The organism is Marinilactibacillus piezotolerans (genome assembly GCF_900169305.1).
Taxonomy (GTDB): domain Bacteria; phylum Bacillota; class Bacilli; order Lactobacillales; family Carnobacteriaceae_A; genus Marinilactibacillus; species Marinilactibacillus piezotolerans_A.
The window spans coordinates 1,045,897-1,067,296 of sequence record NZ_FWDP01000004.1 but is presented as its reverse complement, the minus strand read 5'-3'; the positions used below and the strand labels follow the sequence as shown (position 1 = coordinate 1,067,296).

Here is a 21,400-nt window from a genome sequence, read left to right as displayed (position 1 = left end):
GAATCGGGATGGTCCCAGTTCTATAGCTTAAATAAATGGATAGTATAAAGGGGAGGCTGAATCATCGAGAATATTCTAAAGGCAACAGGTTTTAGAAATCTCAGATTCAGTCTCTTTGTTTTTCACCTTAAGGTATAATGAGAGAAACCAATTATAACGAAAGAAGGAACCCAACAGATGAGTACGTTAGAAGAAAAGCTGCAGACAGTCATTGACGACCGCATGGATGAATTTTTTGATTATTTAAGACTTGAATCCGTGTCGACCCAAGACCGCATGATTCCAGAGACTGTGGAATATGTAAAAGGAATGCTGGAAAGAACCGGCGGAGAAGTACAGATTCTGGATGACCTGGGCGGCAACCCGGTCGTTTATGCTTATTTCCCAGCAGGAAAAAAAGGAAATGCAGAGAAAACGATCTTATTCTACAATCATTATGATGTTCAACCGGAAGATCCGATTGATGAGTGGGAAAGTGCACCTTTTGAACCGACTGTGAAAGACGGCATTTTATACTGCCGCGGTGTGGCGGACAATAAAGCAAATCTGATGGTTCGATTGAATGCAATCGAAGCTTTATTGGATACCGAAGAAGGGCTGCCGTGTAATGTGAAATTCCTGATTGAAGGAGAAGAAGAAAACGGGAGTCCTTCATTAGGCGCGTACTTAGAAAAATATGCTGATCTATTTAAAGCAGACGCATGTATTTGGGAATTCGGCGGTAAAGACGAAGATGAGAATTATGTGATCGAAGCAGGGATCAAGGGAATGGCTTACTTTGATCTGGCTGTCGAAAGTGCAGACGTGGATATTCATTCTTCTATCGGAGCTGTTGTCGATAATGCAGCCTGGAGACTGACACATGCTTTAGCCAGTTTACGTTCAGCTGATAACCAAATACTCGTAGAAGGATTTTATGATGACATAACGCCGCCAACAGACCTGGAAAAAGAAGTCGTTGGTAAAAAGCCGTTTGATGAAGATAAAACTCAAGCTTTATATGGACTGAAACACCCATTGATCACAAAAGATCTGGACTGGACACCGAATGAAGCATTAGCCTTCTATCCGACGATGACCATCTGCGGATTTATTTCTGGCTATACGGGTCCCGGGAGTAAAACGGTTCTGCCAAGAGCAGCATCTGCAAAACTGGACTGCCGCATCGTGCCGGGGCAGGATCCCGAAAAAATCCATGATTTGATCAGAACACATCTGGATAAACATGGATTTGAAGATGTTAAATTAGAGTTGATCAAAGCACAGAAAGCGTTCCGTTCTGACTTGACGAATGATTTCGTAACGACAGTAGTAGAATCTGCTCAAAAGGCCTACGGAGAAGGAACGGATATTGTCCTTTCTCCCAACAATGCAGGAACAGGCCCAATGTATAATTTTGATAAATACTTGAGCTTGCCTGTTTTGAGCAGCGGATGCGGCTGGGCGAACTCTAAAGCTCACGCACCGAATGAATCGGTCCGTCTGAAAGACTTCCACGAAGGCACAGCACATATGGCATACTTGCTTCAGGATTTTGGTAATTAAATCGAATGTTAAATTGGAAAGTAAAGGGAGCGTTTGAATGGAGACTGAATGGACAACAAAGATAGTAGAGACTGCTGAAAAAAATCAGGGACCGTTTTTCGATTATTTAAGGTTACAATCGGTCTCAACTCAGAAAAGAATGATTCCTGAAACGGCGAATTATGTAAAGCAGTTGATAGAGTCTTTCGGCGGTGAAGCGAAGCTGTTAGAAGACCTGGGCGGTCATCCGATCGTCTACGGGTTCTTCAAAGCCGGACAGAATGGAAATGCTGAAAAAACATTACTATTCTATAACCACTATGATGTGCAGCCGGAAGATCCGTTGAATGAATGGAAAACGGAACCCTTTGAACCGACCATCAAGGATGATATTTTATATTGCCGCGGAGTTTCTGATAATAAAGCCAACTTTATGTCCAGACTGAATGCCATACAGATCCTCAGTGAGTCTGAAGATGGTTTGCCTTGCAACATTAAGTTCTTAGTTGAAGGAGAGGAAGAAATCGGGAGTCCGACGATCGACCTTTACTTAGAGAAATATGCGGACTTGTTTGCAGCTGATGCATGTATCTGGGAAGCCGGCAGCAAAGATAATGAAGAACGGTTTACAATCGATGCGGGCATCAAAGGGATCGCTTATTTTGATGCCTGGGTAGACAGTGCAGAGGTGGATATCCATTCTTCTAAAGGGGCTGTAGTGAATAATGCTGCTTGGCGATTAACGCATGCATTAAGCTCACTCAGAAATGCAGATCATCAAGTAACGATCGATGGATTTTATGAGCTGATGACGCCGCCAACAGAACTGGAACAATCATTTGTCGAAAAAATTCCATTCAATGGAGAAAAGCTGAAAGAAAACTACGGTTTGAAACAACCATTGATTACTGAAAAGACAACCTGGTCTCCGCAGGCAGCCCTTATTTTATATCCAACGATGACCATCTCAGGAATGCTGTCTGGGTATACCGGTCCCGGCAGCAAGACCGTGCTGCCAAGACGAGCGCAAGCTAAGATCGACGTTCGTTTAGTCCCGGGAATGGATCCGGAGGATGTTTATGACGTGATACGTCGTCACTGGGATGCTCAAGGATTCAGTGATATAGAATTAAAGCTGATCACAGGAGAAAAAGCGTTTCGGACAGATCTGACGGATCCCTTTGTCCAAACGGTCTTGGAATCTGCTAGAAAAGTCTATGGAGAAGACATCGTATTGAACCCGAACTCTCCTGGAACAGGTCCCATGCATGGTTTCGGAGAATACTTAAGTGTACCGATTCTAGGCAGCGGAACAGGCTGGGCGAAGTCCGGTGCGCATGCACCGAATGAAAATGTCAGACTGCAGGACTTTTATCAGGGCATTGAGCATATGATCATACTGCTCAAAGACTTTGGAGAAAAAGAATAGACTCATAAAATAAAAGCATGCAAAAAAACAGTCTCACGCAGGAATGAACGCTTCCTGAAACGTGAGACTGTTTTTTATTCTGAGTTGATTGAGCAGATTAAGAAGAAACGCCTTCGTTCAGCCGCTCGTTTTCACGACCAGCCTTTGTCTCGGGGACTCTTGTCAATACAATGAATCCTAGGATGAACAAGAAAATCAGGCTGAATACACCGTAGTTTGACTGTCCTGTCAATTGAGTGATTCGTGCAACCAGGAAAGGTCCGATGATAGAAGCGAAACGTCCGAAGATATCATATAAACCGAAAAATTCATTGGCTCTGTCTTTAGGAATGATTCTACCGAAATAAGAACGGCTCAAGGATTGAATACCGCCTTGTGAAGTCGCAACCAGCATGGCAAGAATCCAGAAATCTACAAGAGAAGACATGAAAAAGGCATAGAAACAAATAAAGATATAAATAACAATCGCCACGTAAATCATAGTCTTTCCAGGGAAGCGGTCGGCCAGTCGTCCATATAAAATAGCGAACGGCGCAGCAACAACTTGTACGGCAAACAAAACAACCAGCAAGTCCGTTGACTCTAATCCAAGGTCAGTCCCATATGAAGTCGACATTGAAATGATCGTGCCCACGCCGTCAATATATAACATATAGGCAATCAGAAACATAAAAGCTGATTTATACTTGCTTAATTCTCTAAAGGTGCTGAATAACCGTTTGAAGCTGTGTTTGACCAAGTGTGGTCTGCGTTCCACACCATGATGCTGGTGAACATTTTTGATCATCGGGATGCTGAAAACAGCCCACCATAATGCTGTAATGATAAAGGCGATTCTGGTAGCGAGAATGGTCGAAAGCGGAATAACGCCGCCTTGAGAAAGCATGACAATCCCCATGCTGATAATAAAGGGAATACAGCTTCCGATATAGCCTAAACTAAACCCGCGCGCGGAAACACGGTTCATGCGTTCAGGTTCGGTAATATCCACTAAAAATCCGTCATAGAAAACGTTTGCACCGGCCATCCCGATGGAAGCGAGGGCATAGCCGATCAGCAAGCCGATCCAATTAGTGTGTGGAATAAACGCCAAGCTGACTGTGCCGCCCAATCCTAACAGTAAGAAAAACAGGAAGAATTTCTTTTTAAATCCTTTTACATCAGCCATCGTTCCTAAGACCGGGAACAAAAGCGCACTGATCAAGGTATATGCCGAAATCGTGTACCCCAAGTAGGAAGTTGAATTCGAGACTCCTGCTGCTTCTGTAGAGCTGCTTAGAAAAATAGGGAAAATAGCCGTTGTAATAATAATAGAAAAGGCGGATGCGGCCCAGTCATAAAACATCCAGCTGTGTTCAGACTTAGTATAAGACAGTTTCATCGTTAGATACTCTCCTTTATATTCGTTTTCGATTAATCAATTTTAGCAGAAAACGACCATGAAGAGAGAGAAACCGCTGATAATTTGCCTAAACTTTACATAAGCAGGTGAATTGAAAAATCCAGGTAAAGAAAATCCCTTTCTGCTGTCGACTGATGTGGCCAAGCAGAAAAGGAATAAGAGAGAAGTTTTATACATTTCTTTATTTTATTTGATTTGATTTTTTAATGTGCCGACATCGCTGATGGTGATCTCAATCAAATCATTTTGTGTCAGCCAGCTGCGGTCATCAGAATCTCTTCCTAGAATAACCCCTTTAGGCGTACCGGTAAAAATCAGATCTCCAGGTTTTAAGGTGATGTGCTTAGATAAATAGCTGACGATCATCGGGATATCAAAAATCATATCTTTGGTATTGCCGTTTTGAACAATTTCGTTATTTAATTTCAATACAACGTCTAGATTTCTCAAATCACTGATTTCATCTTTTGTGACCAAGGCAGGACCGATTGGAGCGAAATAGTCTAAGGTTTCCCCTAGCATCCACTGCGATGTTCTGTATTGAAGGTAGCGGTCAGACAGATTATTTCCTACCGTGTATCCAAAAATGTATTGATCTACATCTTCTTCCCAGACATTACTCGCCTCTTTTCCAATGACAACAACGAGTTCTGCAGAAAAATCAACATGATTAGCCACAGGCGGAAGCGGAATCTCCTGCTCGTGGGCTGCTAAGGCATTTTTAAACTTATTATAAAGGATAGGGCTAAGCGGAACTTCACCGTCTACCTGTTTAACATGGTCCATGTAATTCATACCCACACAGATAATTTTTTCAGGGTTTTGAATGACCGGCAGATAATGCATCTGGTCTTTTTGTTCATATAATTCAGAGTTTAATTCATTGTTATTGTTACTATTAAGAGTCTCTATCCATTCTGATAACTGTGACAACTGTTCTGTCTGCTCTTCCAGTATGGATTCCATCGTAAACTGTTTGTCGCTGTTAAAGTGTTCACTCAGCAGGTTGGCATTGAGGATACCTTTATCAGTTTCAATACCGAGCTGAGCTGTTGAGTTTGAATTCGTATAGTATTGAACGAGTCTCATTTTTTATCCTCCTATAAAAATCAGAATAAACTCCTGATTCTACTAAAAATAGTATATTGAAAATAGCTCGAATTTAAAATTATAACGATTTATTTCACCGTTTTTTCTTGCCCAACGCTGTGGTTTGAAGTATGCTAAAGAGACAGAATATCTGAAGTGTTATAGCGAAGGTGGATGAACACAATGGCAAAACGAAACAAAAATATAGAAGTTGAAATCAGAGAGACAAGCAAAAATACAGATACAGTCACAGACTTAGAAGTGTTAGTGAAAAACAAAGTGATCGGAACGGTTCATCAAGAACCAGAAGGACAAGCAGCCGTTCATTACAAGTCAGAAAAAGAAATGACGGCTAAAACGGTCGACGAAGGAATCCAAATGATTATTGCGGAGTACAACCTGCACGATCAGTAATATTAAAATAAACTATAAAAGCTTTCTTGCTGGTTACTGCAGACAACCTTTGCAGCATAACGAGACAAGAAAGCTTTTTTATTGTCTTCCCGATCTAGCTTCTATTTTTACTTCTATCTTTGCTTCTATCTTTGCTTTTATCCTCGCTTCAAAGCCTTTCAATACGATTCAGATTTGGAGTGTGATATGATAATTTCAAAGACAGTTCAATGTTGAGCGGACAAAGATTGAACGATTAAAGGAAGTGAAGAAATGGAAAAGTTGGAGAAATATGAAGATAAGATACCGCAAAAAAATAAGCTGGCCCGTTTGATCAGAATACTGCAGTCAAACTGGGAACGAGCTGAGGTCAGTCAGAGTGCTGCAGAAATGGCTTATTTCCTGCTTTTATCCTTACTGCCGGTGCTGCTGGTTATTGCAAATATTATTCCGCTGCTGCCGATGGCTACAGCGGATGTGCTGAATTTCATCTCTGATATTATTCCTAATGATATTTATGACGTTTTAAGACCTACAATTGAAAGCTACTTGCAGAGCGGGAGCGGCGGAGCGATTTCCTTTGGTTTGCTGGCCGCAATCTGGTCATCCAGTCGAGTCATCAATATTTTGCGGACAGTGTTGAATGACGTATATGGTGCTGTGCAGCAGAATAACTTTATCGTCGCGAGGATTCTTTCAGTGCTGGTCATGATGGGGATTCTGCTCGTAATTGGGCTGGCCGTCTTTATCTTCGTATTCGGTGAACAGATTCTCAATATCGTTCAGCAATTCGTTGGGTTCAGCATTCCTTATATAGAAGAATTCCTTGTTTTGAGATATGTTGTACTGATCGGGATTTTATTTGTTGTCTTTTTAATTGTTTACCGATTTGTGCCGAACCATAGTCTGACAATGAAGTATTCTTATCCTGGGGCGATCTTTACAACGGTTGGCTGGCTGATCTTAGTCCAAGGATTCTCGCTTTATCTGAATCTTGCAGGAGGAGATGCTGTAGCCAATGCCACATTCGGTGCCTTTATCGCCCTCATGCTGTTCCTATATTTATCCAGTATCATTATTTTGCTGGGAGCGTTGCTGAATACCATTATCTTTGAATGGAATACGCATGAATCTGTCCCTGAATATGAATCTGAGTTGAGAAGACAGAATCAGATCAATGACTCTTCTTGGACCGGTTATCCGGATGAAGCCGATGTCACGGTTTTAAAACGCAGATTGTATAAAGTCAATCGCTTGAAAGAAGACGAAATAAAAGAACGGAAAGAAGAACAGCAAAACAATTAATTAACAGTTCGTTAAGAGTGAAAAAAGCATGCGGATCAACGCAAGGCTTTTTCACTCTTTTTCTTTGTCTGAAAATGGCTTATAATAGAACAAGACGATTGAAACAGGAGGGATTGATCAGGTATGCAGTTCTATTGTCACCCGACTTGTACGACATGCAAAAAAGCACAGAAGTGGCTGGATGACCACTCGGTTTCTTATGAATGGATCAATCTGAAAGAAACGACTCCAAATAAGCAGCAGCTGATTGAACTGATGGAGCAGTCAGATCGTCCGATCAAACAATTCTTTAACACCAGCGGGCAAGTTTATCGACAGCTGCAGCTGAAGGATAAGTTAGACGAGATGACGACTGAAGAAGCGGCACAGCTTTTATCAGAAAACGGTATGCTCATCAAGCGTCCGTTGGCAATTGATCAAGGACATGTCACGATTGGATTCAAAGAACCGGAATATGAAGAGACATGGGCATAATGTGAAAGGAAGAAACCGCAATGACAGTTAAATACCACAAATCTGGAGTATGGATCGAGAAAAAAGGGGAAACTTATAGACTAGGTTTATCTGAAAAAGGACAGGACGACATTGGCGAAGTGATGTTCGTTGAACTGCCTGAGTACGGAACAGAATTGAAAGCGGGAGATGTTTTACTAGGCGTAGAGGGCGCTAAAGCAGTCACAGAGTTGACGATTCCGCTGTCTGGAAAAGTGAATGCGATTCATACAGAAGTAGAAGATGAGCCGGATCTTTTGAATGCACAAGATAAAGAAGATAATTGGATCATTGAATTAGTAGACGTAGATCAAGCTGAGTTTGAGGATTTCTCTGATCAGCCCTGGGTTGAAGTAGAATAAACCAGCAAATTGGAAACCAAGCAGAAGCTTAAATTTTTTCAGCTTCTGCTTGACTTCAAAGAGTTGGGCTGATATTATAAAAGTCACTTAAACATGAACCGTTATAAGCGATAGAATAAAGCGATGATAAGAAGAGTACATCCAAGAAACATTCAAAGAGAGCTGCGATTTGGTGAAAAGCAGCAATGCAGGCGGGGTGGAAAATGATCTTTGAGCAGAACAGGTGAATGAATCTTCACAAGCCTGATCCGGATGCACCCGATATCGTGCCGCAGTATACAGATGACAGCCTTGCTCTAATCTAAGTACTGGATGAGGTCTCATGCGTGAGCATGCGGCGAATAAAGGTGGTAACACGAAAGCTGAAGCTTTTGTCCTTTGAAATCTACACATAGATTTTATAGGACAGAAGCTTTTTTTGTGTCCAGAATAAAAATCTGCTTTTAAAATAGCAGAGAACCAGCAAGAACTGAAGCAATAACTGAAGGAGGAACACAGTTGATCGAGTTAAAAAATATTCATAAAATCTATCAAACAAAAAACGATAATGTCACTGCCTTGAATGATGTCAATCTATCAATCGATGATGGTGAAATTTACGGCATAGTCGGCTACTCAGGAGCCGGTAAGAGTACATTGCTCAGACTATTGAATGGACTGGAGAAGCCGACAGATGGTGAAGTCTCACTCGCAGGCAAAGCACTCAATACATTGAAGAAAGCGACCTTGAGAAAAGAACGTCAGAAAATCGGGGTGATCTTCCAGCATTTCAATCTGCTTTGGAGCCGTACCGTATTGGAAAACATCTTATTTCCATTAGAAATTGCGAAAGTTCCTAAATCGAAACGAAAAAAACGAGCGTTAGAACTGATCAAGCTCGTTGGACTGGAAGGTAGAGAAGATGCGTATCCTTCAGAACTTTCCGGGGGACAAAAACAGAGAGTCGGCATTGCTCGAGCATTAGCCAATGACCCGAAAGTACTCTTATGTGATGAAGCGACCAGCGCTCTGGATCCGAAAACGACAGAAGACGTTTTAGAACTGCTGCTGGATATCAATCGCAAGTTGAACCTGACGATTGTACTGATCACGCACGAAATGCAAGTCATCAGAAGAATCTGCGATAGAGTAGCCGTCATGAGTGCCGGCCAAGTGGTTGAAGAAGGCAAAGTCACAAAAGTCTTCCGCAATCCGCAAGAAGAGATCACGAAACAATTTATCAGACAAGATACATCAGCAGATTCAGAGGATACTATTGCGATTCTGCATGAATTGGCGCAAAAGTATCCGGAAGGCAAGATTGCTCGACTAGCTTTCCAAGGAGAGCAAGTCAGAAATCCATTTATCTCCAAGATTTCCAGGACGTGCAATGTTGATATAAATATTATTCAAGGTAACGTGCAAGAATCGCAAGACTCAACTGTCGGTTCGCTGTATGTACAGGTAACAGGAGACACAGAAGCAGTCGAACAAGCACTGGCTCAGATCAAAGCGTTCGATATAGAAATTGAGGTGATCGATTATGCGTAATGAACAAAGTTTTTTAGACGTTCTCAGGTCTTATACTAACTGGGAAGAAGTAGAACTGCCGAAGCTTTGGGACAATACAGTAGATACTCTGTATATGACTTTTACTTCTTTGATCGCTGTTTTCGTTATTGGATTGATTCTAGGATTGCTATTATATGAAACAAGCAGAAGAAGCGGAACAGCTGCCCGTATCACCTACCTAGTGACTACAATGATTGTAAATGTGTTCAGGTCGATCCCTTTTATCATTCTGATCGTTTTGCTCATTCCGTTTACTCGTACTTTGCTTGGAACCATCACTGGACCGACAGCGGGACTTCCGGCATTGATTTTATCAGCTGCACCGTTTTATGCAAGGCTGGTTGAAACGGGGTTCAGAGATGTAGACAAAGGCGTGATTGAAGCCGCGGAAGCGATGGGAGCAAATAAGTGGGAGATCATTACTAAAGTGCTGATCCCAGAAAGTCTGCCATCTTTGGTAGCGGGCATTACGGTTACTGCTATTTCACTCATTGGGTTCTCTGCAATTGCCGGAATCATTGGTGCAGGCGGACTAGGAAACATGGCTTATCTGGATGGATTCCAGAGAAGTCGAAACACCGTCATACTGGTTGCTACCATCACCATTCTCTTGATCGTCTTTACTTTTCAGGCGATCGGCGACTTTATTGTGAAACGAATCGACAAGCGCTAGTCCAACTTATTTAGAAGACATTTAAAAAAACGATATATTAAAATGGAGGAATTAAAATGACTAAATCAATTTTCAAGAAAGCATTATTTTCAACAGGAGCACTTTTACTTTTAGCTGCATGCGGTAACGGGGAAGACACTGCGTCAGATGCTGCAAACGACAGCGGCAGCACAGAAGAACCCACAACGATTACAGTCGGGGCAACGAATACACCACACGGAGAAATCCTTGAATTTGTAAAACCGACACTGGCAGAAGAAGGGGTAGATTTAGAGATTGTTACGTATACAGACTACCCATTGATCAATGAAGCGTTGGCAAACGGCGACTTGGATGCAAACTACTTCCAACATGTTCCTTACTATGAAGCAGCGATTGAGGAAAACGGATATGACTTTGCTAATGTCGGCGGAATCCATATCGAACCGATTGCAGCTTACTCGCAGCGTCATGAAAGCTTAGAAGATTTACCGGATGGTGCACAGATTCTGGTCAGCAGCAATGCACCGGATTATGGTCGTATCCTTGAAATCCTTCGTGATGCTGACTTGATTACATTAGAAGAAGGCGTGGACATTACAGATGCGACATTTGATGATATCGCTGAGAATCCTCGCAACTTGGAATTCCAGTATGACTATGACCCGGCATTGATGGTTCAACTGTACAATAATGATGAAGGCGACGTTGTATTTATCAACTCAAACTTTGCAGTAGATAACGGAATCAGCCCTGTAGAAGACTCTATCGCAATCCAAAGTGCGGATTCTCCATACGCAAACATTATTGCTGTAAATGCTGAAGATGCAGAAAACGAAGCAATCTTGAAATTAGTTGAAGAACTGCGCAGCCAGGAAACTCAAGACTTTATTCTTGAAGAGTGGGGCGGAGCAGTCGTTTCCGTCACTGAATAAAAAATAAATTAAAAAAGAATGAATCGCTTCTTTAAGAAAGTATTTCGCTGAAATACTTTCTTTTTTTTGGTAGGAACATTTTAAAAGGCAAAATATGCTATGATGGAATGTACTACGTGTGAAGGAGTGACTATAATGCCGATTGTACATGTCGATATGATCAAAGGTCGTACAAATGAACAGAAAAAAGGTTTGGTAGAAGATATCGTTAAAGCTGTTGAAACTCATACAGGTGCCAGCAAGGATGCGATTACCGTTATCATTAACGATATTGAAAAGTCAAATATTGCCACAAAAGGTGAATATCAAGGATAATTGACTATTTATCCAGATCGTTTGAATGCTGTACTTTCATCAAATGACTGATTGTTTACATCAGCATCAAATTCAACGCTAAAATAGTGCATCTCAGAGCAGCCTCTGCACATGCGCTATTTTATTATGTCTATTGCTGTAAATGAAAAAAATAAAGGAATGATGAATTGTGAGATTTGGAATCAAAAGAATCGGGTTCCTGCTAGGTCCGTTGTTTTTTGCCTTAGTTTATTTTCTGCCCCAGCTGACGGGACTGGATCCATCGCCTAGAGCGGTGCTTGGCGTAACGCTATGGGTTGCAACGTGGTGGATCACCGAAGCAATGCCGATCCCGGCGACTTCGCTGCTGCCGATCGTTCTGCTGCCTTTGACGGGTGGAACAGATCAAGCCACTGCGACAATGGCTTACGGAAACCCAATCGTCTTTATGTACATGGGTGGATTTACCATTGCAATTGCCATTGAAAAGTGGAATTTACACAGACGAATTGCGATGTCGATTATTTCCGTCTTAGGGACCAGCAGTAACCGAATTATTTTAGGTGTCGGCTTGGCTACGGCTTTTCTATCGATGTGGATCTCTAATGCAGCTACTGCCTTAATGATGTTGCCGATCGCCATTGCGCTGATCACTGAGATCAAAGATAAAAACTTCTTTGATCAGCAATCAATGGATAATTTTTCTAAAGGACTGCTGCTGATGGTTGCGTATTCTGCTTCGATCGGCGGATTGGCAACGATTGTAGGATCCGTTCCTAATGCTGCATTTGTCGCCATTGCTTCTAGTATGCTGAACCAGAACGTGACGTTTTCAGACTGGTTCTTGTTTGGTATCGTTGTAACGATTATTTTAATGATCGTACTTTATTTCTACATTACAAAAATCAAATTCAAAGTGAAACAAGAAGGAAGAATTTCAGCAGATTTTGCTAAAACACAACTAAGAGAATTAGGACCGATGTCTATCGAAGAAAAAATGGTCGCCATTGTGTTTGCCTTTATCGGACTATTATGGATTTTTGGCGGGTTTCTGCCGTTCGAATTGTCTGATACGACGATCTCTATTACCGGCGCCGTCTTATTGTTCTTAATCCCCAGCTCAAAGGGCGGAAGACTGTTGGACTGGATCGATATGAAGCGCTTGTCTTGGGGGCTGCTTCTATTATTCGGCGGGGGACTATCACTTGCTGCAGCTTTCGAATCTTCAGGATTAACCCTCTGGTTCGGAGATGTTTTAGCTAACTTGAATCAATTCAATTATTTATGGATACTAATCATTCTGACAGCGACGATTCTTTTCATGACAGAAATCATGTCCAACACCGCAGTTTCCAACATGCTGATGCCGATCAGTGTCGGGCTGGCAGCGGGGATTGGAGTAGAGCCTTATGGGATCATGGCAGTTGTTGCCTTAGCATCTTCTTGTGCGTTTATGCTGCCGATCTCCACACCGCCCAATGCAGCCGTCTTCAGTACAAATGAATTGATAATCGAAGATATGGTAAAAGCCGGATTCTGGATGAATATGGTCAGTATCGTTGTCATCGTCTTAGCTGTTTACTTCCTGCAGCCTGTACTGCTCAATTTTTAAAGCAACTTCTACGGCAGCTGGACATTTATAATAGCTTTCAAAAATAGTTTTTGTTTGTAATGATATTATTAAGTGAAGTAGTAAAGTCAGTGTTTTTTGTCTAAATGAATGGCTATAAAGCTGGATTCAGCGTGTGAATTTACATAAAATTTACACAAATTTACATTTTCTCAACATAAATCTAGTAATGAATCAACATTCGACTTGTAGTATAGGAATCGAGGACAAGATCGACTGTCTATCACATCACAATTTAGAAGGAGATTTCAAATGAAACTTAAGTACGCATCAAAATGGATTATGGCACTAAGCGCAACTGCACTTCTGGCAGCTTGTGGCGATGGAGGATCAGAAGGAACTTCATCTGGTGATTTTGATACTTCAGATACAATTACTGTTATTGCTCGTGATACTGCTTCAGGTACTCGTGGTGCATTCAACGAGATTACTGGTGTTCAGCCAGAAGGCGGCGACGACATGACAGCAAAAAGTGCAGTTATCCAAAATGGTACTCAAGGGGTTATCAGTGCTGTATCTGGAGATTCTAATGGAATTGGATACATCTCTTTAGGTTCATTGAATGACTCAGTTAAAGGTGTTCCAGTTGATGGAACTGAACCAACTAACGAAACAGTTGCTGATGGTTCTTATCCAATCGCTCGTCCATTCAACATGGCATACGGAGAAGATCTTTCTACTCAAGCTCAAGCATTCTGGGACTTCATCTTCAGTGCTGAAGGTCAAGCAATCGTTGAAGAACAAGGGTACATTCCTGTAGAACCTGATGCTGCTGCTTATGAAGAGCAAGAAGGAATCGAAGGAACAATCAGTCTTGCAGGATCTACTTCAGTAGAACCCGTTGCGACTGCAATTTCTGAAGCATTCAACGAAATCTATCCTGATGTAACATTTGAAATCTCTGCTACTGGATCAAGTGCTGGTGTAACTGCTGCACAAGATGCAACTGCTGATATCGGAATGGCTTCTCGTGAACTTTCTGAAGACGAAGCTTCTACACTAACACATGAAGCAATTGCTCTTGATGGTATTGCAGTTGTTGTCAACAACGAAAATCCTCTTGAAGGGTTGACTCTTGATCAAGTACAAAAAATCTTTACTGGTGAGATCACTACTTGGGATGAAGTTACTGAGTAATTCTAAATGATAATTTAATGAAATGATACACTATAAGATCGACAAAGAGTAAGTCTCCCCTTATAATAGATCTTGATCAATTTCGTATAAAGTATAACTAAATACCTTTAAGTTAGTATCAAAGGGGTGGAGCCGATTTGAAACAATCGGTTCCATACCTTTTTTGTGTGTTTAGTGATGGCAGTCAGGTAAGTTCGAGCATAGACATCTGAAGTCATATGGATTATTATGAATATTGTAAATTACTCAACTTATCGTTTTCTTGGAAAGGATGTTAAATTTGAAGAACACTAAAGAAGCGGCTATGAAAGGCGTTTTCTTTCTCTCTGCTTGTTTCTCTATCATTGCACTTTTGCTCATTATTTTGTTTATTTTTGCTAACGGCGTTCCTTTTATAGCCGAATATGGTTTTTTTGACTTTATTTTCGGTATGGACTGGGCACCCACAAATAATGTACCGCTTTATGGTATTTTCCCTATGATCATTGGATCGATTTATGTCACATTGGGTGCTGCAATCGTTGGTGTACCGATCGGTATATTAACAGCTGTATTCATGGCTGAATTTTGCCCCCCGATTTTGTATAAAGTATTAAAACCTGCTACGAACTTGATGGCAGCTATCCCTTCTATCGTTTACGGATTTTTCGCTTTGAGAGTATTCACCCCATTTATTCGTGAAAATATTGGCGGAAATGGATACAGTGTCTTAACTGCATCTGTCTTACTGGGGATTATGATCCTGCCCACTGTAATCGGCTTATCAGAATCTGCATTACGTGCTATCCCTAAGACTTATTACACTGGTAGCGTTGCATTAGGAGCAACGCACGAAAGAAGTGTATTCAGAGTCTTGCTTCCTGCCGCTAAATCAGGAATTTTCTCTAGTGTCATCTTAGGGATTGGAAGAGCGATCGGTGAAACGATGGCCGTAGTACTCATTGCAGGGAATCAAGCAATTATTCCAGATAATCTGCTTTCTGGGGTTCGAACACTGACAACAAACATCGTTATCGAAATGGCATATGCAACTGGACAACATAGAGAAGCATTGATTGCTACAGCCGTTGTTCTATTCGGATTTATTTTATTGATCAATTCCATCTTTCTTTACTTTAAAAACAAGGAGGCGAGCTAATTATGAGCGCAAAAATCATCCGTGGTCTTGTTTATTTAGCTGCCGCCATTACGTTCGGTATGCTGGGATATGTTATTTTTTACATTCTAGTCAATGGAGTATTATATCTAACACCTGACCTGTTCTCATGGGATTACAACTCAGAAAATGTTTCAATGATGCCTGCGATTGTTACCACCTTATTTGTAGTAGGCGGAACCTTACTGATTACAACTCCAATCGGTGTATTTACTGGATTTTACCTTGTGGAATATGCGAACAGAAAAAATCCAATGATTAAAGCAATTAGTATGGCGACAGATACATTAGCTGCTGTTCCTTCTATTGTGTATGGTTTATTCGGATTTTTGTTCTTCGTTACATTTTTAAGTTTTGGTCTTTCATTGATTGCTGGAGTTTTAACTTCTGTGATCATGTCCCTGCCTTTGATTATTCGTGCAACAGAAGAGGCGCTGGTTTCAACTGGACGTCCAATCAGAGAAGCGAGTTATGCGCTAGGTGCCGGTAAACTAAGAACGATCTTTACCGTTGTGCTTCCTGTAGCTATGCCGGGAATCCTGTCTGGTGTCATTTTAGCAACAGGCCGTGTTATTGGAGAAACGGCAGCTTTGCTATACACACTAGGATCTGCATCAAATATCCCTGTTAACTTATTCAGTTCAGGACGAACACTTTCTCTGCATATGTACGTCTTGTCTAATGAAGGATTCCACGTTGACCAGGCAAATGCTACAGCGGTCGTCTTACTGTTATTCGTATTAGTCTTGAACGGATTATCGACCTTAGTAAGTTCGCGTCTATCTAAAGGAGGAAAATAAATTGGCTACACAAAGTCCTAAAATGAACATCAAAGATTTAAAATTATGGTACGGAGATTTCCAGGCACTTCATGGATTAGATCTTGAGATTCCTGAGAAACAAATCACAGCATTTATCGGACCCTCTGGTTGTGGTAAATCTACCTTTATTAAATCATTGAATCGTATGAATGATTTGATTGAAACTTGTCGTATTGAAGGAACCATTGAACTGGACGGTAAGAATATCTATTCGAACAAAATGGATGTCAATAAATTACGTAAAAGAGTCGGAATGGTTTTCCAACAACCTAATCCATTTCCTAAATCAATTTATGACAACATTGCTTACGGACCGCGTACACATGGAATCAAAGACAAAAAGACCTTAGATGAAATCGTTGAACGTTCACTGAAACAAGCTGCAATCTGGGATGAAGTAAAAGATCACTTAGATCGTAACGCATTGTCTATCTCAGGTGGACAACAACAAAGAATCTGTATCGCTCGTGCATTGGCAGTAGAACCCGAAGTTCTTTTAATGGATGAACCGACAAGTGCCTTGGATCCAATCTCAACAGCAAAAATCGAAGAATTGGTATCTGATCTGAAAAATGAGTATACTATAGTCATGGTAACGCATAACATGCAACAAGCTTCTCGTGTTTCTGATAAAACAGCTTTCTTCTTGAATGGCCATATCATCGAAACAGGGGACACACGTAAAATCTTTACAAACCCGGATCAAGAAGAAACAGAAAACTACATTTCTGGACGATTCGGATAAGAATAACCATTATCTTTTAATAGAATTTTAATAGAAGGGGTATAAAAATGAGAAGAGCGTATGATGAAGAATTAGAACAGTTACACCGCAAATTCTATCAAATGGGCTGCATGGTTAACGAAGCAATCTATAAATCCATTAAAGCCTTTGTCAAGCACGATAAAGAATTGGCCAAAGGTGTTATTGACGAAGATAAAGAAATCAACCAGTACGAACATGACCTTGAACAATCTTGTATCGAACTGATTGCATTACAACAACCAGTAACAACGGACTTGAGAAAAATCATCACCGTTATGAAAGCTTCTGCCGACTTGGAGCGTATGGGCGATCATGCAGTGAGTATTGCGAAGTCAACGATTCGCGTAAAAGGAAACAAGCGAAACGCAACGGTCGAAGGCATGATTTCTGACGCTGGTGAAAAAATCAAAAAAATGGGCGAAGATATTTTGTCCGCTTACGTTGAATATGACAAAGAAAGAGCGCTGGAAATTGCAAAATATGATTATCTAGTAGACAGTTTGGTACATGATATCAAAGAAGCTTCAATTGCTGAAATGAAAAAAGATCCAGAATTGGTTCTAGGAGCGACTGACTACATCATGGTCAGCACGTATATTGAACGAATCGGAGACTATATTACCAACATTTCTGAGTGGATCGTCTATTTCGATACTGGAGAAATCCAAGAATTGAACACACATCACACTTACGAAAACTTATAAACAGATCTTATAGACAAAGTGCTTTCTCTTTCAATGGAGAAGGCACTTTTTTTGTACCGTTTATAGTCAGACTGGGTTATACTGAACGAGGCAGCTTAGAAAGGACGGTGTGCTAAATGAAACTGAATATAAACGACCAAACGACATTACACTACGAAGTATCTGGTAAGGGACCCAATTTGATTCTTTTGCATGGGAATGGGGAAGACCATCATATTTTTGATGTACTAGCAGAGCAGTTGAAAGAGCGGTTTACAATATATGCGGTAGATAGCCGCGACCACGGGCAAAGTTCAAAGTCGTCTGCACCGTATAACTATGAGGATCTTTCAGAAGATATCCATCAGTTTATTGAACAATTAGGACTGACAGACGTCACTATTCTTGGTTTCAGTGATGGGGGAATTATGGCTTTAATTCTTGGAATCAGACAAGAAACTTATTTATCGAAACTGATCAGTTTGAGTCCCAATCTTTCACCTAAAGACTGGAAACAGAAACCTTTAAGATACTTAGAGAAGAAATACTTAGAAACAAAAGATCCAGCTTATTATATGATGTTGAATGAGCCGAATATTGATCCGGAGAGCTTGAGAAATATTCAAGTGCCGACACTCGTTATCGCCGGAGAACATGATTTGTTTTACCGTTCAATGTACAGAACGATTGAGAAAAAGATCCCGAACGCGGAACTGATGATTTTGGAAAATGAAGATCATAGTTCTTATATCATAGATAACGACATGCTGGCTGAAACAGTCAGTGACTTTATCCTTCGTTAACCTCATCTATTATCAGTTTTTTGGAATTTCATTATTAAAAGAGAGAAGGAAACCTTATGATTACAAAAGTACCTGAAAATCAGCGCCAACTGGTCAAGCCGTTTTTCGAAGCCTTTGAAGATACATTGATCCGCAGCTATCTGGAAGGACATATGGGGGAAGCATGGGTCGATGATCTACATCATCCCACTGCAGCTCAGATTACCGTCAGTATCTTTACCTTCTTCGCAGGAGATCCGAATACACCAGCAGTGGAAGCTTTGCTGCGCAACATACCAGAAGATGTTCTCATCACTACGGAATCAGAAGAATGGCAACAACTAATCGAAACGGTTCACGCAGAAGCTTTTGAAAAATACTCAAGATACCGATTTGAAAACAGTTCAGATGCTTTTGACCGCCAGCACCTGCAAAACCTGGTCAATCAATTGCCGTCAGATTATACTGTCCGTAAACTCGATGAGACGGTCATTGAAATGCCCTCGTTGCATGCTCTATCAGAAGACTTTACCGGAAACTTTGAATCTGCGAAAGACTTTTTAAATAGAGGAATCGGCTATGCAGTCATTCACGAAGATAAAGTTGTCAGCGGGGCTTCCAGCTTCAGTGTTTATGATGAAGGGATCGAAATAGAAGTCGGGACGCATTCAGATTATAGAAGAAAAGGGCTAGCTGCAGTTGCTTCAGCCGCTTTGATACTGGACTGCTTAGACCGCCAGCTGTATCCAAACTGGGATGCCGATAATATCGGTTCTGTAAAACTGGCACAGCATTTGGGCTATATTTTGAAAGAACCGTACGATACGTATTATGTTACGACCCGTAAAAAAGGATAAAATAAAACAGCAGCCGGGACGATTCAATCTCGGCTGCTTTGAATTAGTTTGACTTTTATGACGATTGATTTTTCCAATCAATGACGGTTTGTACATAAGCATCGAATAATCCTTGAGCCGCTTGATTCTGCTTGATCATCAACTCAGGATGCCATTGTACACCGATGGTCATGTGCTGGTCATCATTGCTTTCAAATCCTTCGATTAGACCATCTTTTGACCAGGCAACAGGACGCAAAACGTCAGCCAGTTGCTTGATTGCCTGATGGTGATAGGAATTGACATGTGCCTGTTTTCCATAAAGTCCGCCCAGCCAGGAATCGGCTTCGATCGTAACAGAATGCGCAGCCGTCTCCGGCGTTGAAGCTTGCACATGCTGCACGCCAATTTCAGGATAAAGCGAGACATCTTGATACAGCGTTCCGCCAAAAGCGACATTGAAAATCTGCAGACCGCGGCAGATTGCCAAAACAGGCTTGTTTTCAGCCCAAGCTTCTTTGATGACCGCCATTTCAAAACGGTCTCGTTCCAGACTTGTGGCTTGCAGCTTCAAATGCGGCTCTTCTCCGTAAATCAGCGGTGAAACGTCTTGGCCGCCAGCCAATACAATCGCATCAACACTCTTAACATATTGTCTGGCATTTTCTTCGTTTGAAATCGGGAAGACGACAGGCAAAGCGCCGGCAGCTTGTAAGCCATCTACAAATCCATGCGGCGTGTAGGTGATGGGCAGGCTCTCATATTGCGGACTAAAATTTGTTAATACATTTCCGGGAATTCCAATAACTGGTTTCATTCTTTCATCCTCCATTACACCCATTTAGTTATAGTATAGCTTATAGAAGAATCCTTTGACAAACGGATCTGAAAGTGAGCATCACTTTAATTCTGGTTTTATCCATAAACGTCAATCTCGCTGCAGCAGTTTTTTATAGGACTGTTCAATCAGAATAGACCCAAAAGGTGCAGTAATCAGAATAGAGAGAACCGCTACCGTTACGATCAGCGAACCGCTGGATAAGCCCATCGACAACGGAATGCTGCCGATAGCCGCTTGTACCGTCGCTTTCGGTGTATAAGCCATCATGGTAAATCCCTTTTCCTTACGGGTCAACGACGAAGGGATCAGGCTGAGATAAACGCCTGTGATTCTGAAGACTAACGCGAATAGAATCAGTAAAACGGCTGATACGCCGGCAGCTGCAGCATAGGACAAGTTGACCGTTGTTCCGACCAAGACAAAAAGCAAAATTTCAGCGCCAATCCAGAGCTTGCTGTAAACAGGAGAAAGATTACCGGCGACAGCAGGAAAGAACTGATGCAGAACAATTCCAAGACTCATGATACTCAATAGTCCCGATACAGGGATGAATCCTTCCAAACTGTCCTCTAATGCCAGCAATAAAAACGAAACACTGATCACGATGAGTACTTGCACAATCTGGTTCATTTTTATGAGTTTAAAACACTGACCGAGCAACCAGCCGACAATGATTCCCACGAGGATGCCCAAAATAATCGAAACAGGAATCGTGAAAAAATGACTGGCCGTTACCGCTCCGCCCGAAGCAAGAGACAAGAAAGCATAAAACAAGACGATCACAAAAATATCATCCAGGGAAGCACCGGCTAAGACTAGTTGGGGAATGCCTCTTTTCTGACCATATCCTTGAGCTTTGATCTTCAACATCAATGGCACGATAACGGCTGGCGAAACGGCCGCCACTACTGTCCCCATCAATGCAGACTCGATATAAGAAAGATCAAAGAACAGCGGCGCCAACACGGTGATCGCTGAAATCTCTAAGATTGCCGGCACAAAACTCATTAAAATCGCCGGCAAACCGATTTTTTTCAGTTCTTCTACGTTTAAAGACAATCCTGCACGAGTTAAAATAATGACCAATGCCATTTCTCTCAAACTGGAAGAAATGGAAAGCAGCGAAGGATCCAGCCAATCCAGTCCATTCGGTCCCAGCAGCATACCCGCAATAATCATCCCGATCAGTCCTGGCAGTGCCAACTTCTTGAAAGCCCCGCTCAATAACAACCCCACTAAAAAAATCAAAGCCAAACTCGTTAACATCTCTTTCAATCCTCTCACGGTAAAATGATTTAAGATGACAGACCATCCATAAAC

The 21,400-nt window shown here is 41.5% G+C and carries 22 protein-coding genes and 1 other annotated feature; of the genes, 18 read left to right on the top strand and 4 right to left on the bottom strand.

Going from position 1 to position 21,400, the window contains the following annotated elements; translation table 11 throughout:
• The first annotated feature begins 177 nt into the window (after positions 1–177).
• Together B6F02_RS08835 and B6F02_RS08830 are read left to right on the top strand one after the other, a co-directional pair.
• Positions 178–1,545, top strand: a complete 1,368-nt coding sequence (locus B6F02_RS08835; protein WP_179128561.1) for a M20/M25/M40 family metallo-hydrolase — start codon at positions 178–180, stop codon at positions 1,543–1,545.
• A 37-nt stretch (positions 1,546–1,582) separates the two neighbouring features.
• Positions 1,583–2,953 carry a M20/M25/M40 family metallo-hydrolase gene (locus tag B6F02_RS08830; protein ID WP_080146988.1) on the top strand — a complete coding sequence of 457 codons (1,371 nt, stop codon included), beginning with the start codon at positions 1,583–1,585 and terminating at the stop codon, positions 2,951–2,953.
• Positions 2,954–3,050: 97 nt separating this feature from the next.
• Here B6F02_RS08830 and B6F02_RS08825 read toward each other — a convergent pair whose 3' ends face one another.
• Both B6F02_RS08825 and B6F02_RS08820 read right to left on the bottom strand, forming a co-directional pair.
• Positions 3,051–4,334, bottom strand: a complete 1,284-nt coding sequence (locus tag B6F02_RS08825; protein WP_080146987.1) for an MFS transporter — start codon at positions 4,332–4,334, stop codon at positions 3,051–3,053.
• Between the two features lie 207 nt (positions 4,335–4,541).
• Positions 4,542–5,444 carry a fumarylacetoacetate hydrolase family protein gene (locus B6F02_RS08820; RefSeq protein WP_080146986.1) on the bottom strand — a complete coding sequence of 301 codons (903 nt, stop codon included), beginning with the start codon at positions 5,442–5,444 and terminating at the stop codon, positions 4,542–4,544.
• A gap of 183 nt (positions 5,445–5,627) precedes the next feature.
• Here B6F02_RS08820 and B6F02_RS08815 point away from each other — a divergent pair, with 183 nt between their 5' ends.
• From B6F02_RS08815 to B6F02_RS08740, 16 genes are all read left to right on the top strand, one after another.
• Positions 5,628–5,858, top strand: coding sequence for a DUF2969 family protein (locus B6F02_RS08815; protein WP_080146985.1), 231 nt, complete (start codon positions 5,628–5,630; stop codon positions 5,856–5,858).
• 252 nt (positions 5,859–6,110) lie between these two features.
• Positions 6,111–7,142: a YihY/virulence factor BrkB family protein gene (locus B6F02_RS08810; protein ID WP_080146984.1), complete on the top strand. Its 1,032-nt coding sequence runs from the start codon at positions 6,111–6,113 to the stop codon at positions 7,140–7,142.
• Positions 7,143–7,265: 123 nt separating this feature from the next.
• A complete protein-coding gene (locus B6F02_RS08805; RefSeq protein ID WP_080146983.1) occupies positions 7,266–7,616 on the top strand; it encodes an arsenate reductase family protein in 351 nt (116 codons plus the stop codon).
• A gap of 20 nt (positions 7,617–7,636) precedes the next feature.
• Positions 7,637–7,996, top strand: coding sequence for a glycine cleavage system protein H (locus B6F02_RS08800; protein WP_080146982.1), 360 nt, complete (start codon positions 7,637–7,639; stop codon positions 7,994–7,996).
• Positions 7,997–8,110: 114 nt separating this feature from the next.
• Positions 8,111–8,378: a binding site (T-box leader), on the top strand.
• A 116-nt stretch (positions 8,379–8,494) separates the two neighbouring features.
• Positions 8,495–9,526 (top strand): methionine ABC transporter ATP-binding protein, encoded by a 1,032-nt coding sequence (locus B6F02_RS08795; protein WP_080146981.1) that lies wholly within the window; start codon positions 8,495–8,497, stop codon positions 9,524–9,526.
• A complete protein-coding gene (locus tag B6F02_RS08790; RefSeq protein ID WP_080146980.1) occupies positions 9,519–10,220 on the top strand; it encodes a methionine ABC transporter permease in 702 nt (233 codons plus the stop codon). Before B6F02_RS08795 ends, B6F02_RS08790 begins: the two co-directional genes overlap by 8 nt.
• Before the next feature lie 56 nt (positions 10,221–10,276).
• On the top strand, positions 10,277–11,134 hold the full coding sequence (locus B6F02_RS08785; protein WP_080146979.1) for a MetQ/NlpA family ABC transporter substrate-binding protein: 858 nt from the start codon (positions 10,277–10,279) through the stop codon (positions 11,132–11,134).
• 135 nt (positions 11,135–11,269) lie between these two features.
• Positions 11,270–11,449 (top strand): 2-hydroxymuconate tautomerase, encoded by a 180-nt coding sequence (locus tag B6F02_RS08780; protein WP_080146978.1) that lies wholly within the window; start codon positions 11,270–11,272, stop codon positions 11,447–11,449.
• Between the two features lie 169 nt (positions 11,450–11,618).
• Positions 11,619–13,040, top strand: coding sequence for an SLC13 family permease (locus tag B6F02_RS08775; RefSeq protein WP_256864676.1), 1,422 nt, complete (start codon positions 11,619–11,621; stop codon positions 13,038–13,040).
• A 270-nt stretch (positions 13,041–13,310) separates the two neighbouring features.
• A complete protein-coding gene (locus tag B6F02_RS08770) occupies positions 13,311–14,195 on the top strand; it encodes a substrate-binding domain-containing protein (protein WP_080146977.1) in 885 nt (294 codons plus the stop codon).
• Between the two features lie 271 nt (positions 14,196–14,466).
• On the top strand, positions 14,467–15,333 hold the full coding sequence (pstC, locus tag B6F02_RS08765) for a phosphate ABC transporter permease subunit PstC (RefSeq protein ID WP_080146976.1): 867 nt from the start codon (positions 14,467–14,469) through the stop codon (positions 15,331–15,333).
• A 2-nt stretch (positions 15,334–15,335) separates the two neighbouring features.
• On the top strand, positions 15,336–16,151 hold the full coding sequence (gene pstA / locus B6F02_RS08760; protein ID WP_080146975.1) for a phosphate ABC transporter permease PstA: 816 nt from the start codon (positions 15,336–15,338) through the stop codon (positions 16,149–16,151).
• Positions 16,152–16,173: 22 nt separating this feature from the next.
• Complete coding sequence (gene pstB / locus B6F02_RS08755; RefSeq protein WP_179128588.1) at positions 16,174–16,917, top strand: phosphate ABC transporter ATP-binding protein PstB; 744 nt, start codon at positions 16,174–16,176, stop codon at positions 16,915–16,917.
• 47 nt (positions 16,918–16,964) lie between these two features.
• Positions 16,965–17,642 carry a phosphate signaling complex protein PhoU gene (phoU, locus tag B6F02_RS08750; RefSeq protein ID WP_080146973.1) on the top strand — a complete coding sequence of 226 codons (678 nt, stop codon included), beginning with the start codon at positions 16,965–16,967 and terminating at the stop codon, positions 17,640–17,642.
• 116 nt (positions 17,643–17,758) lie between these two features.
• Complete coding sequence (locus tag B6F02_RS08745) at positions 17,759–18,424, top strand: alpha/beta fold hydrolase (protein ID WP_080146972.1); 666 nt, start codon at positions 17,759–17,761, stop codon at positions 18,422–18,424.
• 56 nt (positions 18,425–18,480) lie between these two features.
• The gene (locus B6F02_RS08740; protein WP_080146971.1) at positions 18,481–19,260 is read left to right on the top strand and encodes a GNAT family N-acetyltransferase; all 780 of its coding nucleotides are present in this window, start codon (positions 18,481–18,483) and stop codon (positions 19,258–19,260) included.
• Between the two features lie 55 nt (positions 19,261–19,315).
• On the opposite strand, the gene B6F02_RS08735 is transcribed toward B6F02_RS08740, so the two are convergent.
• Both B6F02_RS08735 and B6F02_RS08730 read right to left on the bottom strand, forming a co-directional pair.
• Complete coding sequence (locus B6F02_RS08735) at positions 19,316–20,056, bottom strand: gamma-glutamyl-gamma-aminobutyrate hydrolase family protein (protein WP_080146970.1); 741 nt, start codon at positions 20,054–20,056, stop codon at positions 19,316–19,318.
• Positions 20,057–20,167: 111 nt separating this feature from the next.
• Positions 20,168–21,346: a cation:proton antiporter gene (locus B6F02_RS08730; protein WP_080146969.1), complete on the bottom strand. Its 1,179-nt coding sequence runs from the start codon at positions 21,344–21,346 to the stop codon at positions 20,168–20,170.
• Positions 21,347–21,400: the final 54 nt, after the last annotated feature.

What these genes read in the sequence shown, in the direction of transcription:
- B6F02_RS08835 (WP_179128561.1), top strand. Translation starts at nt 178, where the DNA reads ATGAGTACGTTAGAAGAAAAGCTGCAGACAGTCATTGACGACCGCATG.
- B6F02_RS08830 (WP_080146988.1), top strand. Translation starts at nt 1,583, where the DNA reads ATGGAGACTGAATGGACAACAAAGATAGTAGAGACTGCTGAAAAAAAT.
- B6F02_RS08825 (WP_080146987.1), bottom strand. Translation starts at nt 4,334, where the DNA reads ATGAAACTGTCTTATACTAAGTCTGAACACAGCTGGATGTTTTATGAC.
- B6F02_RS08820 (WP_080146986.1), bottom strand. Translation starts at nt 5,444, where the DNA reads ATGAGACTCGTTCAATACTATACGAATTCAAACTCAACAGCTCAGCTC.
- B6F02_RS08815 (WP_080146985.1), top strand. Translation starts at nt 5,628, where the DNA reads ATGGCAAAACGAAACAAAAATATAGAAGTTGAAATCAGAGAGACAAGC.
- B6F02_RS08810 (WP_080146984.1), top strand. Translation starts at nt 6,111, where the DNA reads ATGGAAAAGTTGGAGAAATATGAAGATAAGATACCGCAAAAAAATAAG.
- B6F02_RS08805 (WP_080146983.1), top strand. Translation starts at nt 7,266, where the DNA reads ATGCAGTTCTATTGTCACCCGACTTGTACGACATGCAAAAAAGCACAG.
- B6F02_RS08800 (WP_080146982.1), top strand. Translation starts at nt 7,637, where the DNA reads ATGACAGTTAAATACCACAAATCTGGAGTATGGATCGAGAAAAAAGGG.
- B6F02_RS08790 (WP_080146980.1), top strand. Translation starts at nt 9,519, where the DNA reads ATGCGTAATGAACAAAGTTTTTTAGACGTTCTCAGGTCTTATACTAAC.
- B6F02_RS08785 (WP_080146979.1), top strand. Translation starts at nt 10,277, where the DNA reads ATGACTAAATCAATTTTCAAGAAAGCATTATTTTCAACAGGAGCACTT.
- B6F02_RS08780 (WP_080146978.1), top strand. Translation starts at nt 11,270, where the DNA reads ATGCCGATTGTACATGTCGATATGATCAAAGGTCGTACAAATGAACAG.
- B6F02_RS08770 (WP_080146977.1), top strand. Translation starts at nt 13,311, where the DNA reads ATGAAACTTAAGTACGCATCAAAATGGATTATGGCACTAAGCGCAACT.
- pstC (WP_080146976.1), top strand. Translation starts at nt 14,467, where the DNA reads ATGTTAAATTTGAAGAACACTAAAGAAGCGGCTATGAAAGGCGTTTTC.
- pstA (WP_080146975.1), top strand. Translation starts at nt 15,336, where the DNA reads ATGAGCGCAAAAATCATCCGTGGTCTTGTTTATTTAGCTGCCGCCATT.
- pstB (WP_179128588.1), top strand. Translation starts at nt 16,174, where the DNA reads ATGAACATCAAAGATTTAAAATTATGGTACGGAGATTTCCAGGCACTT.
- phoU (WP_080146973.1), top strand. Translation starts at nt 16,965, where the DNA reads ATGAGAAGAGCGTATGATGAAGAATTAGAACAGTTACACCGCAAATTC.
- B6F02_RS08745 (WP_080146972.1), top strand. Translation starts at nt 17,759, where the DNA reads ATGAAACTGAATATAAACGACCAAACGACATTACACTACGAAGTATCT.
- B6F02_RS08740 (WP_080146971.1), top strand. Translation starts at nt 18,481, where the DNA reads ATGATTACAAAAGTACCTGAAAATCAGCGCCAACTGGTCAAGCCGTTT.
- B6F02_RS08735 (WP_080146970.1), bottom strand. Translation starts at nt 20,056, where the DNA reads ATGAAACCAGTTATTGGAATTCCCGGAAATGTATTAACAAATTTTAGT.
- B6F02_RS08730 (WP_080146969.1), bottom strand. Translation starts at nt 21,346, where the DNA reads ATGTTAACGAGTTTGGCTTTGATTTTTTTAGTGGGGTTGTTATTGAGC.